The sequence below is a fragment of the Sphingomonas sp. GW821-FHT09B04 genome, from assembly GCF_059418285.1.
Map to the genome: position 1 here is coordinate 97,391 of NZ_JBWKPO010000002.1, position 17,784 is coordinate 115,174.

A 17,784-nucleotide genomic window follows, 5' to 3' on the forward strand; every position below is an offset into this window, starting at 1 on the left:
CCCCCGGCGGGAGAGGAGAAGACTCAGACGTTGAAGCGGAACAGCATCACGTCGCCGTCCTGGACGACATATTCCTTGCCTTCCGAACGCAGCTTTCCATTGTCGCGCGCGCCGACCTCGCCGTTGAACTTCACATAGTCGTCGAAGGCGATGGTTTCGGCGCGGATGAAGCCGCGTTCGAAATCGGTGTGGATCTCACCCGCCGCCTGCGGCGCCTTCGCGCCGACATGGGTGGTCCAGGCGCGCGCTTCCTTGGGACCGACGGTGAAGAAGGTGAGGAGGTGGAGCAGGCTGTAGCCGGCGCGGATGACGCGGGCGAGGCCGGTTTCCTCAAGGCCCAGCTCGCCGAGGAACTCGCCGCGCTCGTCGGCGGGCATGGTCGCGATCTCGGCTTCGATCGCGGCGGAGACGACCACCGCCTCGGCGCCCTCGGCCCTGGCCTTTTCGAACACGCGCGCGGAAAAGGCGTTGCCGTTGGCGGCGTCTTCCTCGTTGACGTTGCAGACATAGAGGACCGGCTTGGCGGTGATGAGCTGTGCCTGTGCGAACAGACGCTCTTCCTCGATGTCCTTGGGCTGAGTCAGCCGTGCGGGCTTGCCCTCGCGCAGCAGGTCGAGCGCTTGCCCCAGGACCGAGGCGGCGATCTTCGCTTCCTTATCGCCCTGCGCGGCCTTCTTCTGGAGGTTGGGGACGCGCTTTTCGAGCGACTCCAGGTCGGAGAGCATCAGCTCGGTTTCGACCGTCTCGGCATCGGCGATCGGATCGACCTTGTTGTCGACATGCTGGATGTCGTCATTCTCGAAGCAGCGCAGGACGTGGACGATCGCGTCCACCTCGCGGATGTTGCCGAGGAACTGGTTGCCGAGGCCTTCGCCCTTGCTCGCGCCGCGGACGAGGCCGGCGATGTCGACGAAGCCGAGCTGGGTCTCGATGATCTTGGCCGAGCCGGCGATCTTCGCCAGCGAATCGAGACGCGGATCCGGCACGGCGACGTTGCCGACGTTCGGCTCGATCGTGCAGAAGGGATAGTTGGCCGCCTGCGCCGCCGCAGTCTCCGTCAGCGCGTTGAAGAGCGTCGATTTGCCGACATTCGGCAAGCCAACGATGCCGCAGCGAAAGCCCATGATCTGGTCCTGTAACTCGGGAAAGGCGCGCAGATAGGGCGGACCGGCCAAAAAGGCCAGCCCAACAAGAAGGCCCGCCGATCGTGAGACCGGCGGGCCGTTCCTGTCGCTATGCGCGGATCAGCGGCAGCGCACGTTGCCGCGGTCGATCTCGCGGCCCGCGAGGGCGCCGCCGGCACCACCGAGTAGCACACCGAGTAGATCACCATTGCCGATCGCGCCGCCCAGGACGCCGCCGAGCGCTGCGCCGACCACCAGACCGGTGGTGCCATCGTTGCGACGGCAATAATAACGGTTGTCGCGACCGCGATAGATCTGGTCCTGGCGGGTCATCCGCCGCTCGCGGTAATTGCCCTGGCGGTAATTGTCATAGGGATCCCAGCGGCGGTCGCTGCGGTCGCCGCGCCAGCGATAGTCGCTGCTCCGGCGATCCCGGTCGCGGTCGCGCCAGTTCTGGTCCCGATCGCGGTCCCGCCAGTTCCGGTCGCGCCCGTCGCCGCGGCGTTCGTTATATTCGCGATCCCGATCGCGCTGGCGCTCTTCCCAGCTCTGCGCATGCGCGGTGCCCGCAAAGACGGGCGCCGCGAGGGCAGGAACGGTCAGCGACAGCGCGAGAAGTGCTGTCAGTCCTTTGCGCATGATCAATCTCCATGAAACGTAGGAGGGTTAATCGTATCACATGCGCAATGGTTCCCGAAACGGGGCGGCCAAACGCCAGATCGATGCGATTCAGCGATAGTTGAAGCTGATGCTGATGCGGTCGGCCTTCGCGGTGCCCGCGACCACTTCGTGCCGCAGCCAGCTTTCCCACAGAAAGATCGTGCCGGGCGCCGGCTGCGCATAGACGAAGGTCTGCAGGTCGTCGGGCGCGTCGGGCCGGCGCGAGGGCGCGGCCATCATCAGCGGCAGGCGGGGGTCTTCGAGTTTGAGCGTGCCCGCGCCCGCCGGAATCTCGACATAGAGCGTGCCCGAGATAATGCTGTGCGGGTGGATATGCCCCGAATGGGTGCCGCCGGGCTTGAGGATGTTGACCCACAGGCTGTCGAGCTTTGGCTTGCGGCCAAGATCGAAGGCGCATTCCTCCGCGAATTTCGCGGCATGGCGGTTGAGATGGCGAACGAGGTCGCCAAAGCGCGGATCGCGTACCGGCAGGTCGTCGAGCGAGGCGTAGGATGTGTAGCCGCGATAGCCGTGCGCCTTGGACCAGGCCTGGCCCGCACGATCCTGCGCCGCCAGATCGCGGCACGCTTCGCTAAGGTCGGCGAGCAGCGCATCGTCGTTGAGTGCGGTTTCGGAAAAGCGTGTGGCGAAGAGATTGCGGATCGTCATGACGCCCCGCACAGCACGCGCGCGACCGACACGCAAGCGGCGGCGTGTTGACACCCCGGTCGCAGACGGCAAAGTCACGGCTTCCAATGGAGAGGAAGTCCATGAAGCGCATCGCTATTCTCATGCCGCTGGCATTCATGGCGCTGGCCGCTTGCGGCGACAATGGCGCGAAGGAAAAGGCGGCGGCAGATGCCAGGGCTGCGGCGCAGGCCGAACAGAAAGCGAAACTGCTCGAGGATGGGCTCGCGCTCAACACGCGCTGCTTTGCCGCGGTGAAATGGCAGCAGCAGCTGCTCGACAGCCCGGTGCCGCGTTCGATCGCGGGCGGGGCGGCGCCGTTCCTCGATTATTATCGCAAGATGACCGCCGACAAGCTGGGCGATCAGGTGGTCCCGGCCGCGGATCCCAAGCCCGAACTGTCGAAGGCCAATCTCGACGCCTATCTCGACTGGGCGGCGAAGGATCAGGCTGCGACGGTGTTCGACAAGGGCGACCGCACGCAAAACTATGCCACCGTCACCACTTGCGTGCAGAGCGCGGCCGAATTCGGCACCGGAACAATGTCGAAGATCAGCCCCGCCGAGCGGCTGGGCAAGATCCAGCGGCTCCGCCAGATCATGGATGCAACGGGCAGCTGAGCGCGGTCGCGACGGAGCGGACCATACCAATTGCGGTCTTTCGTTTCCGTCTCCGTCACGCTACCGGAGAACGCACGCAACCCTTGCGGGCAAGGACCGTTCATCTGCGGTAAAGGCGAAAACCGCCTTGCAGTTGAGCAAGTAACAGGAGTCGAAGGATGATTCGCCGTTCCATTCTGATCGCCAGCACCGCCGTGGCGCTGACCGTCGCCGGGTGCGGTGGCAAAGACCCGACGCCGACCCCCACGCCCAGCCCGACGCCGACGCCCAGCCCGTCGCCGACTCCGGTCAGCTATTCGACCCTGCCGCTTACCGCGCCGCTCGAGGTGTTCACGGTCAGCGCGGCGACGAGCTACACCGGCGATCTTGCCGGCCCGGTCACGCTGGGCACTGCGGGCACCGACGCCTTCTCGAATCGCGTCCGCCTCGCGCTGCAGAGCACCATCACCTCGACCATGACGACCGAGGAAGTCGTGCGCGAGAATGCCGAGGAATCGCGCTTCAAGGGCGCAGACATGACCACCGGCCCCACGCCCGCTGCGGTCGAATATGTGTTCCGCACGGCCGATGCGGCGACAGGGAAATTCTCGCAGCTTGAGCTGCTCAACAACACCATCAAGGATCAGGTGACGACGGATACCGCGCTGGCGCGTCCCTATGTCAGCTATTCGGCCTGGTGGCGCGGCGACAGCACGACAGGGGCCAAGCGGGTGACCTATGGCACCTTCGGCTATCCCACCGTGCCCAGCGACATGCCCAGCACGGGCAGCTCCAGCTACATCGCCCGCGTTGCCGGCCGTGTGGTGACCTCGCCTGGCGCGGGTGCGAGCAATATTCAGAAGCTCGGCGGCACCGTGACGGTGCTGCTCAACTATGCCACCGGGCTGGTCAATCTGACGCTCAACCTGACCCGCGCGGACGGTTCGGTTTACGGCACCTATACCGGCACCGGTGCGATCGCGGTGGGCAACAACCAGTTCACCGGCAGCTTCGGCCCGGGCAGCCCCGCGGGCGGCACTTTCCAGGGCCTCGCTTATGGTCCGAAGGCGACCGAACTCGGCATCACCTTCGCGATCACGGGCGCCGACAGCCGCGCAGTCGGCGTGGTGATCGGCCGTCAGGGCTGATCTGCCCCAAGGTTGAATTCGAAAAGGCCGGGGGCGACCCCGGCCTTTTTGTTTTTGGGTATGGAAGCGGCGGTGGGCCGCGCCTTCAAGGTTCCTGGTGCAGGCGCAGCGCGATGTCGTTCATGAAGCGCGCGTCGTCGCCTTTGGCGAGCCATTCGGCCTCGCCCGCGATCGCGCCGAGCAGGTCGGACAGATCCTCGATCTCCGCCTTGGCGTAATTGCCGAGGACATAGCCGGTGACGCGATCCTTGTGACCCGGATGGCCGATGCCGATGCGCACGCGGCGGAAATCCGCGCCGACATGGGCGATCGCGCTGCGGATACCGTTCTGCCCCGCCGCGCCGCCGCCGCGCTTCACCTTGACCTTGAACGGGGCGAGGTCGAGCTCGTCGTGGAAGACGGTGACGTCCGCTTCCCCGAGCTTGTAGAAGTCCAGCGCGGCGCGGATCGAACGGCCGCTTTCGTTCATATAGGTCGCAGGCTTGAGCAGCAGGATCTTGTGCGCACCGATGCGCCCTTCCTGAACCCAGCCCTGAAACTTCTTCGCCGGCGGCGTGAAGCCGTGCACTTCGGCGATCGCGTCGGCGGCCATGAAGCCCACATTGTGCCGGTTCATCGCATATTGCGGACCGGGATTGCCGAGGCCGACCCAGAGCTGCATCGAAATCATCCTGTTCTGGCGGAGCGGCCCGCTCCCGAGCCGCCTATAACGAAGAACGCCCCCGCACCGGAGTGCGAGGGCGCTCTAGAATAACCCGAAAGGGCGGGAAAGGCTTACTCGCCTTCCTTCGCCTCGGTCTCGTCCTCGGCGGCGGCCTCTTCGGCCGGCGCTTCGGTTTCGGCCTCGGCTTCAGCAGCCGCTTCGGCTTCCTCGGACTTCAGTGCCGACGGAGCAACGATCGTCGCGATGGTGAAGTCGCGGTCTTCGATCGCGCTCTCGACGCCCTTGGGCAGGGTCACGTTCGAGATGTGGATCGAGGCGCCGACATCGAGACCGTCCAGCGAGATGGTGATCTCGCTTGGGATTTCAGCGGCGTCGCAGACCAGCTCGAGCTCGTGGCGGACGATGTTGAGCACGCCGCCCTTCTTGAGGCCGGGCGAGGTTTCTTCGCCGGCGAACACGACGGGCACGTTCACGTGCACCTTGGCGTGCTCGGAGATGCGCAGGAAGTCGACATGGACCGGGCGGTCGGTCACGACGTCAAGCGCGGCATCCTTGGCGAGGGTGCGGACCGGCTTGCCGTCGGCGCCCTCGATCATGATGACCGAGTTGAAGAAGTGGCCGGTGTGCAGCGCCTTGGTGAGCGCACGCTCGTCAAGGTGGATGCTCAGCGGATCCTGATTGTTGCCGTAGATAACGGCGGGTACGCGGCCTTCACGACGAAGCGCACGGGAGGCTCCCTTGCCAACCCGGTCGCGCGTCTCGGCCGACAGCGTAAGCGTATCGCTCATGTGTCGAATTCCTGTGCGCTAATTGGTTCATCTCCGGCCAGGCCTCCAGGGATGACCCTGACCGAAGCGCGCGCCTATAGGGTAGAGGGGAGCGGAAGTCCACCCCGCGGGGTTAGTACGCCACCCGCTCGACTTTCAGCCCCTTGTCGCCGAGCAGCGTCTGGACGCTGCCCTTGCCCGCGAGGTGTCCGGCGCCGACCGCGACGAACACCGTGCCGGGCTGCGCCATCCGTGCCGCGACCCAGTCCGCCCAGCGCGCATTGCGGCGCGCGACCAGCGCCTCCGCCACCTCGGGCGAGGCCTGCGCAACGCGGTTGATCTCGGCGCCGACGCTCTCGGCATCGCCCGCGCCCCACGCCCTGACGAAGCGCTTGAGCCGCTCGCCCGCGCCGGGCAGTTCCTTGACCGTCGCATCGAGCATCGCGCTTTGCGCCGCGCCGGAGAGACTGTCGAACATCATCAGCTGGCCGCGCGCGCTTTCGAGCGCCTTGACCGGCTTGCCTGCGGCCTCGGCCGCGCTCGACAGCGCCGCTTCGACCCCGTCGTCAGAGGAATAGCCCGCCTTGCCCACCGCAAGCTGGTTGAGCGTCAGCGCGGCGAGCCATGGCTCCATCTTGTCGATCTCGCCTTTGGCCATGCCGAGTTTCTGCGCCGCCGCGTCGACCTCGGGCGCGAAGGGCGGGCCGCCGCGGGTGCCGAGCTGTGCGGTGAGCGCGGCGATCGCGCCGGGATCGGGCCGGGCGATCTCCAGCACCACCTCGTCACTCGCGTCGAACGCCTCGCGCACGCCGTCGTCGAACCAGCGCGTGCCGGGTTCGAGCACATGGACAGTGCCGAACAGGTAGATCGTCGTGTCCTCGTCCTTTACCACCCACAAGGCTGGATCGGCATTGGTGCCGAACAGCGAGCAACCGGAGAGGAGGAGGGCAGTGAAGAGGGGAAATGTGCGTCTGAGCATCTGGTCCTACCAAGCCCATCTGTCGCCGGGCCGTCAACTATCGCGCCGTTAACCAGTGGAGGCCAGTCCCGTTCCGCGTTCCAGTTTTAACGTTCGTCATTCCCGCGAAGGCGGGAATCCATTCTTCCTGCCGTTGAGGCTCGATCCGCAGCGCTAGCCAGAATGGATTCCCGCCTGCGCGGGAATGACGTGAGGTGAGGGAGCGGCGCGGTGCGGACGGTGTGAGGGCAGCGCTGTCCAACCGCGCAGTTGACCGTGCATGGCCCCTGCGCCAAAGCGCGAAGCCATATGACCCAGCCGCTCAGCTTCCAGGGCATGATCCTCAAGCTCCACGAATACTGGAGCCAGCGAGGCTGCCTGATCCTTCAGCCCTATGACATGCGCATGGGCGCGGGCACGTTCCACACCGCGACGACGCTGCGCGCGCTCGGCCCCGATCCGTGGAATGCGGCGTTCGTCCAGCCGTGCCGCCGGCCAACGGATGGCCGCTATGGCGAGAACCCCAACCGGCTGCAGCATTATTACCAGTATCAGGTGATCCTGAAGCCGAGCCCGCCCGACCTGCAGGAACTGTATCTGGGCTCGCTCGCCGCGATCGGCATCGACTTCACCAAACACGATATCCGCTTCGTCGAGGACGACTGGGAATCGCCGACGCTCGGCGCCTGGGGGCTGGGCTGGGAAGTCTGGTGTGACGGGATGGAGGTGACCCAGTTCACCTATTTCCAGCAGATGGGCGGATTCGACTGCAAGCCAGTTGCGGGCGAGCTGACCTACGGGCTCGAGCGGCTCGCCATGTACATCCAGAACAAGGACAGCGTGTACGACCTGGCGTTCAACGACGCGCAGGATGGCAAGCCGGCCTTCACCTATGGCGACGTCTTCCTCGAGAACGAGAAGCAGATGTCGAAGTACAACTTCGAGGTCGCTGACACCGAGACGTTGTTCGACTCGTTCCGCAAGGCGGTCGCCGAGTGCGAGAATTGCCTGACCAACAATGTGCCGATCGCCGCCTATGAGCAGGCGATCGAGGCGAGCCATCTCTTCAACCTGCTTCAGGCGCGCGGCGTCATCTCGGTCGCCGAGCGCCAGGCCTATATCGGCCGCGTTCGCGATCTGGCGAAGGGCAGCTGCGAGGCGTGGATCGCGCACATGACCCCCGAATGGACCGCCAAATATCCGGAGTGGTCGCTGTGAGCGATTTCCTGCTCGAACTCCGCTCGGAGGAAATCCCCGCCCGCATGCAGGACAAGGCGCGCGAGGATCTTGCGCGCCTCTTCACCGCCGAGCTGGACAAGGCCGGTCTCAAGGCCGGTGAGCTGGTCACCTATGCGACCCCGCGCCGCCTGACGCTGATCGCGCGCGATCTGCCCGCGCAGACGCAGGCCGTGAGCGAGGAGCTGAAGGGCCCGCCCGCCGATGCGCCAGATGCGGCGATCGACGGCTTCCTGCGCAAGGCCGGGCTGACGCGCGACGCGCTCGAGACGCGCGACGTCAAGGGCCGCGCGACACTGTTCGCGGTGATCGACAAGCCGGGGCAGGCGACCGCTGAGGTGCTGGCGGCGGCGATTCCGGCGATCGTCCGCGCTTTCCCCTGGCCCAAGTCGATGCGCTGGGGCGCGGCGTCGCAGTCGACCGAGAGCCTGCGCTGGGTGCGCCCGCTGCAGGGCATCGTCGCGCTGTTCGGTGACGATGTGGTCGAGTTCGAAGTTGCGGGCGTCCGTTCGGGCGCGGCGACCGTCGGCCACCGCTTCCACCATCCGGGCGCGATCACCATCGGCTCGGCTTCGGACTATGTCGAGAAACTGCGCGCCTGCCATGTCGTGGTCGACCAGGCCGAGCGCCGCGTCACCATCGCGCTCGGCGCCAAGATGGCGGCGAACAAGGCCGGCCTGACGCTGATCGAGGACGAGGGACTGCTGATCGAGAATGCCGGCCTGACCGAATGGCCGGTGCCTTTGCTCGGCCGCTTCGACGCAGCATTCCTCGATGTGCCGCCTGAAGTGATCCAGCTGACGGCGCGCGTGAACCAGAAATATTTCGTGTGCAACGACGCGGCCGGGAAGCTGGCGAACGCGTTCGTCTGCACCGCGAATATCGACGCGGCCGATGGCGGCGCGAAGATCGTCGAGGGCAACCAGAAGGTGCTGGCGGCACGGTTGAGCGATGCGCGCTTCTTCTATGAGACGGACCTCAAGGTGCCGCTCGAGGAGCAGGCGAAGAAGCTCGAGAAGATCGTGTTCCACGAGAAGCTGGGCACGGTCGCCGACAAGGTCGAGCGGGTGGCGAAGCTCGCGCGCTGGCTGGTCGAAGAAGGGATCGTCGGGGGTTCGAGTCCTGCCGGGGCTACCACCCTTGCCGATCAGGCCGAGCGCGCCGCGCGGCTGGCCAAGGCCGATCTCGTCACCGGCATGGTCGGCGAGTTTCCCGAGCTGCAGGGCCTGATGGGCGGCTATTACGCCGCCGCGCAGGGCGAGGACGCCGCGGTCGCCGAGGCGATCCGCGACCATTACAAGCCGGTCGGGCAGGGCGACGACGTGCCCTCCGCGCCGGTCACGGTGGCGGTGTCGCTGGCGGACAAGCTGGATATCCTGTTTGCGTTCTTCGCAGCGCGGGAACGCCCGACGGGATCGAAGGACCCCTTTGCTTTGCGTCGGGCAGTATTGGCTGTCGTTTCGCTCATCCTCAGCAATGGCTTGCGGCTTCGCCTCTTGGACGTCGCCGACGAAGCAAATCGGCTTTGCGACAACTTCTTCCGAGATTTGTGGCTCTCGGGAATTCGTTCCTATGAAGATGGTCTTCCGAAGGGCACCAAGCTCGCTCCGCAGAACGAGAGCCATTCAACATTCGCTTTCGATCTCCTCGACTTCTTCGCCGACCGCCTCAAGGTCCAGCAGCGCGAGGCCGGTGTCCGTCACGACCTGATCGACGCGGTGTTCGCGCTCGGGGGTGAGGACGATCTCGTCCGGCTGCTCGCGCGCGTGCATGCGTTGCAGGCGTTCATGGCCACCGATGACGGCGCGAACCTGCTCGCCGGGTACAAGCGTGCCGCGAACATCCTCAAGAAAGAGGGCTACGCCCCCGCCGACTCCACCCGTCATCCCGGCCCTGTGCCGGGATCCACCGCGCCGCAGGCGACGGCATCGCGGGAGGAGGGCTGGACCCCGGAACAAGTCCGGGGTGACGAAGGGGATGGGGCGAACGCCGCGCCTCAGAAACAACTTTCCTACACGCCCGAAAATGAGGAAGCTGCCCTCATCGCCGCTCTCGACGGTGCCGAGCCCAAGGCTGCGGCCGCGATCGAGGCGGAGGAGTTCGAGGGTGCGATGGCGGCATTGGCAACGCTGCGCGCGCCGATCGATGCGTTCTTTGACAAGGTGACTGTGAACGACTCGGACGCCGTGAAGCGTGAGTCCCGCCTCGCGCTGCTCGCGCGGATGCGCGACGCCGTCCATCGCGTCGCCGATTTCGGCAAGATCGAGGGGTAAGGAAGCGACTCGCGCGCGTGTGGGACTGTGACTTTTGGGACGTTTCGGCCCGATCGGACCGCCTGCACCACGCGTCATTTTTCCGCAACACAAGCAAATCTGTTCGGTGACAGCGCTGGACAGGGTCTTCCCCCTTGTTCGCACCTGCGGTAGGCGCGCCCAAAGCGCCGGGCAGGGCGCCACGGAAGGGGTTTGAATGACTCGTTATGTGTACCGCTTCGGCGGCAACGTTTCGGACGGTGGCGCCGGCGACAAGAATCTGCTCGGCGGCAAGGGTGCCAATCTCGACGGCATGGCCTCGATCGGCCTGCCCGTGCCCCCCGGCTTTACGATTTCGACCCCGGTTTGCGCGCTCTATTACGAGAATGGCGGGACCTTCCCCGACAGCCTCAAGGCCGAAGTTGCCAATGGCGTCGTGCATATCGAGGGGATCACCGGCAAGAAGTTCGGCGTCGCTGCCGATCCGCTGCTGGTCTCGGTCCGCTCGGGCGCGCGGGCGTCGATGCCAGGCATGATGGACACCGTCCTCAACCTCGGCCTCAACGATCAGACCGTTGCGGGGCTGGCCGAGATCAGCGGCGACGCGCGCTTCGCCTGGGACAGCTATCGCCGCTTCATCCAGATGTATTCGGACGTGGTGCTCGAGCTCGACCATGGCCGGTTCGAGGAAGCGCTGGAGATCGCCAAGGAGGATCGCGGCTATTTCCTCGACACCGAGATGACCGCTAGCGACTGGCAGGCGCTGGTCGCCGAGTATAAGGCGCTGGTGGTGGAGCTGTGGGACGGCAAGGCCTTCCCGCAGGATGTGCACGACCAGCTATGGGGCGCAATCGGCGCGGTGTTCGGATCGTGGCAGTCGGAGCGCGCCAAGGTCTATCGCCGCCTGAACGACATTCCCGGCGACTGGGGCACCGCGGTCAACGTCCAGGCGATGGTGTTCGGCAATATGGGCGACACCTCGGCGACGGGCGTGGCGTTCACGCGCGATCCGGCGACCGGCGAGAACGCGTACTATGGCGAGTTCCTGATCAACGCGCAGGGCGAGGACGTGGTCGCGGGCATCCGCACCCCGCAATACCTCACCAAGCGGGCGCGCGAGACCGCGGGCGCGAAGCCGGCGTCGATGGAAGAGGCGATGCCGGAGGCCTATGGCGAGCTGGCGCGGGTGTTCGACCAGCTCGAGCGCCATTATCGCGACATGCAGGACATCGAGTTCACCGTCGAGCGCGGTAAGCTGTGGATGCTCCAGACCCGCTCGGGCAAGCGCACCGCCAAGGCCGCGCTCAAGATCGCGGTCGACATGGCTGAAGAGGGCCTGATTACCCGCGAGGAGGCGATTGCCCGCGTCGATCCGGCGGCGCTCGACCAGCTGCTCCACCCGACGCTCGACCCCGACGCGCCGCGCGACGTGCTGACCAAGGGGCTGCCCGCCAGCCCCGGCGCCGCATCGGGCTTCGCCGTGTTCGACAGCGACACCGCCGAGAAGCGCGCCAATAACGGCGACGCGGTGATCCTGATCCGCGTCGAGACCAGCCCCGAGGACATTCACGGGATGCACGCGGCGAAGGGCATCCTGACGGCGCGCGGCGGCATGACCAGCCACGCTGCGGTCGTGGCGCGCGGCATGGGCCGCCCCTGCGTCTCGGGCGCCGGTACGCTGTCGATCAAGGCGAGCGACGGCATCATGCGTGTCGGCACGCGCGAGGTGAAGGAGGGCGACCTCATCACCATCGACGGTTCGACCGGCGAAGTGATGCTGGGCGAAGTCCCCACGATCCAGCCCGAGCTGGCCGGCGACTTCGGCATCCTGATGGAATGGGCCGACAAGGTCCGCCGCCTCAAGGTGCGCACCAACGCCGAGACCCCGCTCGACTGCCGCACCGCGCGCGAGTTCGGTGCGGAGGGCATCGGGCTGTGCCGGACCGAGCATATGTTCTTCGACGCGGCGCGGATCACCGCAGTGCGCCAGATGATCCTGGCGGCGGACGAGAAGGGCCGTCGCGCTGCGCTCGACAAGCTCCTGCCCGAGCAGCGCAGCGATTTCGCCGCGATCTTCGAGGTAATGGCCGGGCTGCCCTGCACGATCCGCCTGCTCGATCCGCCGCTGCACGAGTTCCTGCCGCACGAGGAGAGCGAGTTCGCCGAGGTCGCCGCCGCTGCGGGTCTCGACGTCGAGACGCTGCGCCGCCGTGCTGCCGAGTTGCACGAGTTCAACCCGATGCTCGGCCATCGCGGCTGCCGCCTCGGCGTCACCTATCCCGAAATCTACGAGATGCAGGCGCGCGCGATCTTCGAGGCGGCATGCGAGGTGGCGGAGAAGTCTGGCGCTGCACCGGTGCCCGAGGTGATGATCCCGCTGGTCGCGACCCGGCGTGAGCTTGAGCTGATGAAGGCGGTGGTCGACAGGGCCGCGCAGGCGGTGTTCGCCGAAAAGGGCCGCACGATTGAGTATCTCGTCGGCACGATGATCGAGCTGCCGCGCGCCGCGCTGCGCGCTGGCGACATAGCCGAGGTGGGGGAGTTCTTCAGCTTCGGCACCAACGACCTGACCCAGACCACGTTGGGCGTCAGCCGCGACGATGCCGGCCGGTTCCTGACCACCTATGTCGAGAAGGGCATCTATGCCCGCGACCCGTTCGTCTCGATCGACGTCGAGGGCGTCGGGGAGCTGATCGAGATCGCGGCGGAGCGCGGACGCAAGGCGCGACCCGGAATCAAGCTCGGCATCTGTGGCGAGCATGGCGGCGATCCGGCATCGATCGCCTTCTGTGAGCAGACAGGCCTCGACTATGTCTCCGCCTCGCCCTATCGCGTGCCGATCGCGCGGCTCGCCGCTGCGCAGGCGGCGCTCAAGGGGGGCTGACGCGGGTGGCGGCGATGGGTGGCGCGGTGATCCTCAAGCCGCGCCCAGAAATGAATCCTGTCGAACGCCTCAACGCCGAATTGCTGAATGGCCGTACCGCCACCGAAGTGCTCGAAGAGCGCTGCGTGGCGCTGGGGCTTGCCGGCGCGCCGCGCGTGCATGCGCAGGTGCGCCGCGACCGGCTGGTCGCGGGGGAGGCGGCCGCGCGCCGTCGTCTCAATGCGGAGGGCGAGCGGCTCGGCTATCGCCGCGTTCACCTGATGTGCGGCGCGCATATCCTGTCCGAAGCGGTCAACTGGTACGTCGCCAGCCGTCTCACCCCTGCGATGAACGATGCGCTGGAGACCGGCGACGTGCCGTTCGGCCGCGTGATCCTGCCGCTCGGCCCCAGCCGCCGCACGGTCTCGACGCGAATCCTGTGGGACGGGGAGGGCACGGCGCCCGTGACGATCCTGCGGCATCGCGCGCTGGTGGTGGACGCGCAGGGGCGCCCGCTGGCCGAAGTGATCGAGAATTACCGAGCCGTACTGGTCACCGGAATCTAGTCTTCGGGCGGGGTTTCGCCGGGCGCGCGTTCGCGTTCGAGCTTGCGGACGCGCTCACGCGCCTTGACCAGCGCCTTCTCCATCTCGCGCCGGTATTTGGCGATGATGACCTCGCGCTCGCGATAGCGCTTCTGCCATTTGCGCACCGCGGGGCTGGTCGCCGCGCCGATCACCCAGCCCGCCGCTAGCGCCGCGGCGAGCAGGACCCATCCGAAGGGAGAGGTGAACGGCATCAAACTTCCCTAGCTGCAACGCGGGCGGTGTGACCAGCGGTAAGCGGACACCAGTCGCGCCCTAGCCACTCATCAGCGCATCGTTGATCGAACAGGCCGCGGGGCCGAGGATCACGACGAACAGCACCGGAAGGATGAACAGGATCAGCGGAACGGTCATGATCGCGGGCAGGCGCGCGGCCTTTTCCTCGGCGCGCATCATCCGCTCGTTGCGGAACTCGCTCGACAGCACGCGAAGGGCAGAGGCGAGCGGGGTGCCGTATTTCTCCGTCTGGATCATCGTCGTGACCACACCGCGCACCGAATCGAGATCGATGCGCTTGGCCAGATTCTCGAACGCCATGCGGCGGTCGGTGAGGAAGCCCAGCTCGATCGCGGTGAGCGAGAATTCCTCGCCCAGCTCGGGATAGGCCTTGCCCAGCTCGCGCGAGACGCGGCCGAAGGCGGCGTCGACGGTCAGACCCGCCTCGGCGCAGATCACCAGCAGATCGAGCGCGTCGGGAATACCCTTGCGGATCGCCGAACTGCGCTTCTGGATCTTGTTCTTGAGATAGATGTCCGGGCCCTTGTAGGCGAGGATGAAGCTGCCCGCGACGAGGCCATAGGATTTGATTGGGGTCCAGTCGGCGAACATGTCCGTGCCATAGACGATGAACAGCATGATGCCGCCGATCACGATCGGGAGCACCATCCGGCCGAAAATCACGGCATAAGCATAGTCCTTGGACCGGATGCCTGCCTGGAGCAGTTTGGTCTGCGCGACCTGGACCTGTTCGTCCTGCAGCACCTTGAGCGAAGACAGGAGCGAGCGGAGGCGGTCGGTGGTGTCGTTCTGGCGGACCAGCTTCGCGCGGCGCTTGCTGGTCGATGCGGTGATGCCGGCCTTGAGCTGTTCGCGGCGTTCGTTGAGCGCCTTTACGCGCTTCGCCATCGGATCGCGGACGGTGGTCGCGGCATAGATTGCGAGGAGCACGCAGAACGCAGCCACGCCCGCGAGCAACGTCGCGACGTAGATCACGTCGATGCCAAGGAGTGTGAGTCCGTCGGGGTTGCTCATCGCATCAAATCTCGAAACTGATCATCTTGGCCATGATGAGCGCACCGATGCCCATCCACACAATGCCGCCACCGCCGGCGATCATCAGCCGCTCGTCGATGAAGAATTTCTGCATATATTCGCCGCTGATGAACCAGATCAGCAGGAAGACGATGAACGGCAGCGAGCCGATGATATAGGCCGACGCCTTCGATTCCGACGACATGGCGCGGATCTTGAGCTTCATCTGCGCGCGCTTGCGCAGCACGTCGGCGAGGTTGGCGAGCGTTTCGGCCAGGTTGCCGCCGGTCTCGCGCTGGATCGCGATGGTGATGCAGAAGAACTGGAATTCGGGCGTGCCGAGCCGGTCGGCGGTCTCCTGCAGCGCCTGATCGAGCGTGCGGCCGATCTTCATCTTGTCCGAGATCGAACGGAATTCCTCCCCGACCGGGCCGTCGACCTCCGCGCCGACGACGCCGATCGTCTCGGTGATCGGCAGGCCCGAACGCAGGCCGCGCACGAGCAGCTCAATCGCGTCGGGGAATTTGGCGGTGAATTTGTCGATGCGCCGCTTGATGAAGAAACCGACCATGAAATGCGGCAGGCCGACGCCGACCACGAGTCCGATCAGCAGCGCGAGCAGGATCGGCAGACCCTGGACAGCGATTGCGGCAGTGACGACCAGTGTCAAGCAGAGCGTGACGAGGCCGTATTGACCGACGCTCCAGCCCTTGCCGGTCATCTCCAGTCGTTTGCCGAGCAGCGCCGGGTTGGGCAGGAAGCGCGCCGCCGCCTTGTCCATATTGGTCGCGCGCGCGGTCGAGATCTTGCGCATCTGCGCCTCGACCGCACCTGAGCCGATGACGCCGGCATGACGGTCGCGCAGCGAGGTCAGCCGCCGTGCACCCGCCTTTTGTGCCGATGGTCCGGCAAAGGCGAGAACGAGCAGCAGCAGCACCATGAAGGTGCCTCCTGCGAGCAGCATGATCGGCAGCATGTCCATGCCTTGCGACGACTCCAAACCGTTGGCGAACCGGCCCCGTGCCGGCTGGCCTTACTTCTTCTTGCCGGGCAGCTTGATCGACAGGCTGGACAGCTTGCCCAGCAGCGAGCGGTCCTTGCCCGCGTCACCCTTGGCGCCCTTGCCCTTCGCGTCTTTCACGTCCTCGGCGCTGTCGGTATAGGCGACGACGCGTTCGGCGATCTCGGCGAGGGGGTTGAGGCCCTTCACGCCCTTACCTGCCTCGGCAAGCGGCTTGCCGAGTTTAGCGGCCTGCACCGCGGTCTTGGGGTCGTAGGGGATGAGGTAATCGATCTTGCGTTCGATCGACCCCTCGAAGTCCTTGCGGCTGATCTCGAGCTGGCCGCCGGCTGGAACGCGGTTGGCGACGACGATCATTTGGGTGTGCGGCGCGTTGGACTTGAACCACGACAGGATGCGGATTGCGTCGCGCGCTGCCGCCAGCGTCAGCTCGGTCACCAGCACCGCGACCTGAACGTCGGTGATCAGATGCGGATAGTTGACCAGCATCGCGCGCGGCAGATCGACCACGGTGCACTCGAACGCGCTGCGGATCTCTTCCTGTAGCTGGAAGAAGGCCGCGCCGTCGGTCATTACCGGCGAGTTGATCGGCGCTTCTGCCGAGAGGACGGCAAGCTTGTCCGACGCCTTCACCATCGCGCGTTCGATGAACAACCCGTCGATGCGGCTGGGATTCTCGATCGCGTCGGTGAGGCCGCGGCCCGGTTCAAGATCGAGCGAGAGTGCGCCGGTGCCGAAATGCACGTCGAGGTCGAGCAGCGCGGTCGAGCGGTTGCCCTTTTCGCTGAGCAGCCACGAAATCGACGTTGCGATCGTCGAGGCGCCGACGCCGCCGCGCGTGCCGATCACCGCCACCGCGCAATGCGGCCGGTCGGTCGGCGCGTCACTCTGCTTGGGCGCGCTCAGCGCTGCCTGCGCCTGGACGAAGGTCTCGCGCAGCACGTCCGGGTTGAGCGGCTTGAGCAGATAATCCTGGATGCCCGATGCGACGAGGTCACGATACAGGCGAACATCGTTCACCTGACCCGCGGCGATCACCACCGTACCGGGTTCGCAGACCTCGGCCAAAGCGTTGATGTCGTTGAGCGGGTCGCCGCTTTCCGACAGGTCGACGAACAAGATATTCGGGCTGGCCGAGACCGAGAGCGTCTGCACAGCGTTGCGCAGCCCGCCCTTGTTGACCTTTTCGGGGTTCCAGCCCTGCTCGATCGCGATTGGGCGGAGCGCTTCAGCCGTCGCCTCGTCGCAGACAAAGGCGACGAACGGTTCGCGATGCGCAGCGCGTGCGGCACTAAAGGGAGCGTTCACTTGCCGCCTCCCGACGTTTCGGCCTTCAACCCACTCGCGCCGGACGGCGTTGCCTTGCGCAGCGTCTCGATCGCCTTGATGTTGGTGGCCGGATCGGCAGTCTCAGCACCCGGCTGACCGCGGACCAGATCCTCCGGCCGTGCGAGCATTGCGGCAAGGTTGCTGTTGACCGAGCAGCCATAGTTGGAATGGGCGGCATTGTCGGTTTCGGGCTGGCCGTCACGCGCCCAGTTCGGGCAGTTCGGGACGCTCGCGCGCATCCGGCTGACGATCACGCGCGCGGTTCCCGGCGCGATCGCGCCGGTTGTGACGGGAGCATTTTCGGACAGCAGGATACCATAGCGATTGGCTTCGGCCGCGACCTCGTTCCGAACGCCGGCACCGCCGGGATCGTCGACATAGACGCGGTCGCCATAGGCGAGGCGCAGCGAGGCGAGCCAGCCGGCGACGCGCGCGCGCTCGCCCGGGGCAAAGCCGGCGCCGTCGGTGGCGGCATCGAAGACATAGTCGGTGCGGGCGACCACCGGCTGGTTGATCGACTCCACACCGAGATTCTTCGGCGTCGAGCTCGGGCCGCACGCTGTGAGCACGGCGGCAGCGCCGGTCAGCAGCAGGATCGTGTTACGCGTCAACATGGGCGT

At 66.1% G+C, this 17,784-nt stretch carries 17 protein-coding genes; 6 read left to right on the plus strand and 11 right to left on the minus strand.

The window, feature by feature from the left end; genetic code table 11:
* Positions 1–23: 23 nt before the first annotated feature.
* The 3 genes from ychF to AC07NK_RS06365 all read right to left on the minus strand — a co-directional run bounded on the left by ychF (position 24) and on the right by AC07NK_RS06365 (position 2,453).
* Entirely contained in the window at positions 24–1,124 is a 1,101-nt protein-coding gene (gene ychF / locus AC07NK_RS06355; RefSeq protein WP_495170342.1) for a redox-regulated ATPase YchF, read from the minus strand.
* Between the two features lie 120 nt (positions 1,125–1,244).
* Positions 1,245–1,763: a glycine zipper 2TM domain-containing protein gene (locus AC07NK_RS06360; protein WP_495169744.1), complete on the minus strand. Its 519-nt coding sequence runs from the start codon at positions 1,761–1,763 to the stop codon at positions 1,245–1,247.
* Positions 1,764–1,853: 90 nt separating this feature from the next.
* Entirely contained in the window at positions 1,854–2,453 is a 600-nt protein-coding gene (locus AC07NK_RS06365; RefSeq protein ID WP_495169745.1) for a TIGR02466 family protein, read from the minus strand.
* 101 nt (positions 2,454–2,554) lie between these two features.
* On the opposite strand from AC07NK_RS06365, the gene AC07NK_RS06370 reads away from it, so the two are divergent.
* Both AC07NK_RS06370 and AC07NK_RS06375 read left to right on the plus strand, forming a co-directional pair.
* A complete protein-coding gene (locus AC07NK_RS06370) occupies positions 2,555–3,091 on the plus strand; it encodes a hypothetical protein (RefSeq protein WP_495169746.1) in 537 nt (178 codons plus the stop codon).
* A 158-nt stretch (positions 3,092–3,249) separates the two neighbouring features.
* Positions 3,250–4,218, plus strand: a complete 969-nt coding sequence (locus tag AC07NK_RS06375) for a HupA family protein (RefSeq protein WP_495169747.1) — start codon at positions 3,250–3,252, stop codon at positions 4,216–4,218.
* An 85-nt stretch (positions 4,219–4,303) separates the two neighbouring features.
* On the opposite strand, the gene pth is transcribed toward AC07NK_RS06375, so the two are convergent.
* From pth to AC07NK_RS06390, 3 genes are all read right to left on the minus strand, one after another.
* Positions 4,304–4,879, minus strand: a complete 576-nt coding sequence (pth, locus tag AC07NK_RS06380; protein ID WP_495169748.1) for an aminoacyl-tRNA hydrolase — start codon at positions 4,877–4,879, stop codon at positions 4,304–4,306.
* Between the two features lie 113 nt (positions 4,880–4,992).
* Positions 4,993–5,670 carry a 50S ribosomal protein L25/general stress protein Ctc gene (locus tag AC07NK_RS06385; protein WP_495169749.1) on the minus strand — a complete coding sequence of 226 codons (678 nt, stop codon included), beginning with the start codon at positions 5,668–5,670 and terminating at the stop codon, positions 4,993–4,995.
* 112 nt (positions 5,671–5,782) lie between these two features.
* A complete protein-coding gene (locus tag AC07NK_RS06390) occupies positions 5,783–6,628 on the minus strand; it encodes a TraB/GumN family protein (protein WP_495169750.1) in 846 nt (281 codons plus the stop codon).
* A gap of 288 nt (positions 6,629–6,916) precedes the next feature.
* Between AC07NK_RS06390 and AC07NK_RS06395 the strand changes: the two genes are divergently transcribed.
* The 4 genes from AC07NK_RS06395 (at position 6,917) to AC07NK_RS06410 (ending at position 13,524) form a co-directional block, all read left to right on the plus strand.
* The gene (locus AC07NK_RS06395; RefSeq protein WP_495169751.1) at positions 6,917–7,825 is read left to right on the plus strand and encodes a glycine--tRNA ligase subunit alpha; all 909 of its coding nucleotides are present in this window, start codon (positions 6,917–6,919) and stop codon (positions 7,823–7,825) included.
* The gene (gene glyS / locus AC07NK_RS06400) at positions 7,822–10,116 is read left to right on the plus strand and encodes a glycine--tRNA ligase subunit beta (protein ID WP_495169752.1); all 2,295 of its coding nucleotides are present in this window, start codon (positions 7,822–7,824) and stop codon (positions 10,114–10,116) included. The genes AC07NK_RS06395 and glyS overlap by 4 nt, the downstream gene beginning before the upstream one ends.
* 196 nt (positions 10,117–10,312) lie before the next feature.
* Positions 10,313–12,979 carry a pyruvate, phosphate dikinase gene (ppdK, locus tag AC07NK_RS06405; RefSeq protein ID WP_495169753.1) on the plus strand — a complete coding sequence of 889 codons (2,667 nt, stop codon included), beginning with the start codon at positions 10,313–10,315 and terminating at the stop codon, positions 12,977–12,979.
* 14 nt (positions 12,980–12,993) lie between these two features.
* A complete protein-coding gene (locus AC07NK_RS06410; protein WP_495170343.1) occupies positions 12,994–13,524 on the plus strand; it encodes a chorismate--pyruvate lyase family protein in 531 nt (176 codons plus the stop codon).
* On the opposite strand, the gene AC07NK_RS06415 is transcribed toward AC07NK_RS06410, so the two are convergent.
* The 5 genes from AC07NK_RS06415 to AC07NK_RS06435 form a co-directional block, all read right to left on the minus strand.
* Positions 13,521–13,757 (minus strand): hypothetical protein, encoded by a 237-nt coding sequence (locus AC07NK_RS06415; protein WP_495169754.1) that lies wholly within the window; start codon positions 13,755–13,757, stop codon positions 13,521–13,523. The two genes, AC07NK_RS06410 and AC07NK_RS06415, sit on opposite strands and share 4 nt — an antisense overlap.
* 61 nt (positions 13,758–13,818) lie before the next feature.
* A complete protein-coding gene (locus AC07NK_RS06420; protein ID WP_495169755.1) occupies positions 13,819–14,814 on the minus strand; it encodes a type II secretion system F family protein in 996 nt (331 codons plus the stop codon).
* 4 nt (positions 14,815–14,818) lie between these two features.
* Positions 14,819–15,796, minus strand: a complete 978-nt coding sequence (locus tag AC07NK_RS06425) for a type II secretion system F family protein (protein ID WP_495169756.1) — start codon at positions 15,794–15,796, stop codon at positions 14,819–14,821.
* Positions 15,797–15,847: 51 nt separating this feature from the next.
* A complete protein-coding gene (locus tag AC07NK_RS06430; RefSeq protein WP_495169757.1) occupies positions 15,848–17,143 on the minus strand; it encodes a CpaE/TadZ family protein in 1,296 nt (431 codons plus the stop codon).
* The gene (locus AC07NK_RS06435; protein WP_495169758.1) at positions 17,140–17,778 is read right to left on the minus strand and encodes a CpaD family pilus assembly protein; all 639 of its coding nucleotides are present in this window, start codon (positions 17,776–17,778) and stop codon (positions 17,140–17,142) included. Before AC07NK_RS06435 ends, AC07NK_RS06430 begins: the two co-directional genes overlap by 4 nt.
* Between the last annotated feature and the right edge of the window lie 6 nt (positions 17,779–17,784).

Coding starts and splice junctions, on each gene's coding strand:
- AC07NK_RS06370 (WP_495169746.1), top strand. CDS start 2,555: ATGAAGCGCATCGCTATTCTCATGCCGCTGGCATTCATGGCGCTGGCC.
- AC07NK_RS06395 (WP_495169751.1), top strand. CDS start 6,917: ATGACCCAGCCGCTCAGCTTCCAGGGCATGATCCTCAAGCTCCACGAA.
- AC07NK_RS06365 (WP_495169745.1), bottom strand. CDS start 2,453: ATGACGATCCGCAATCTCTTCGCCACACGCTTTTCCGAAACCGCACTC.
- ychF (WP_495170342.1), bottom strand. CDS start 1,124: ATGGGCTTTCGCTGCGGCATCGTTGGCTTGCCGAATGTCGGCAAATCG.
- AC07NK_RS06390 (WP_495169750.1), bottom strand. CDS start 6,628: ATGCTCAGACGCACATTTCCCCTCTTCACTGCCCTCCTCCTCTCCGGT.
- AC07NK_RS06410 (WP_495170343.1), top strand. CDS start 12,994: ATGGGTGGCGCGGTGATCCTCAAGCCGCGCCCAGAAATGAATCCTGTC.
- AC07NK_RS06425 (WP_495169756.1), bottom strand. CDS start 15,796: ATGGACATGCTGCCGATCATGCTGCTCGCAGGAGGCACCTTCATGGTG.
- pth (WP_495169748.1), bottom strand. CDS start 4,879: ATGCAGCTCTGGGTCGGCCTCGGCAATCCCGGTCCGCAATATGCGATG.
- AC07NK_RS06420 (WP_495169755.1), bottom strand. CDS start 14,814: ATGAGCAACCCCGACGGACTCACACTCCTTGGCATCGACGTGATCTAC.
- AC07NK_RS06415 (WP_495169754.1), bottom strand. CDS start 13,757: ATGCCGTTCACCTCTCCCTTCGGATGGGTCCTGCTCGCCGCGGCGCTA.
- AC07NK_RS06435 (WP_495169758.1), bottom strand. CDS start 17,778: ATGTTGACGCGTAACACGATCCTGCTGCTGACCGGCGCTGCCGCCGTG.
- ppdK (WP_495169753.1), top strand. CDS start 10,313: ATGACTCGTTATGTGTACCGCTTCGGCGGCAACGTTTCGGACGGTGGC.
- AC07NK_RS06385 (WP_495169749.1), bottom strand. CDS start 5,670: ATGAGCGATACGCTTACGCTGTCGGCCGAGACGCGCGACCGGGTTGGC.
- AC07NK_RS06360 (WP_495169744.1), bottom strand. CDS start 1,763: ATGCGCAAAGGACTGACAGCACTTCTCGCGCTGTCGCTGACCGTTCCT.
- AC07NK_RS06375 (WP_495169747.1), top strand. CDS start 3,250: ATGATTCGCCGTTCCATTCTGATCGCCAGCACCGCCGTGGCGCTGACC.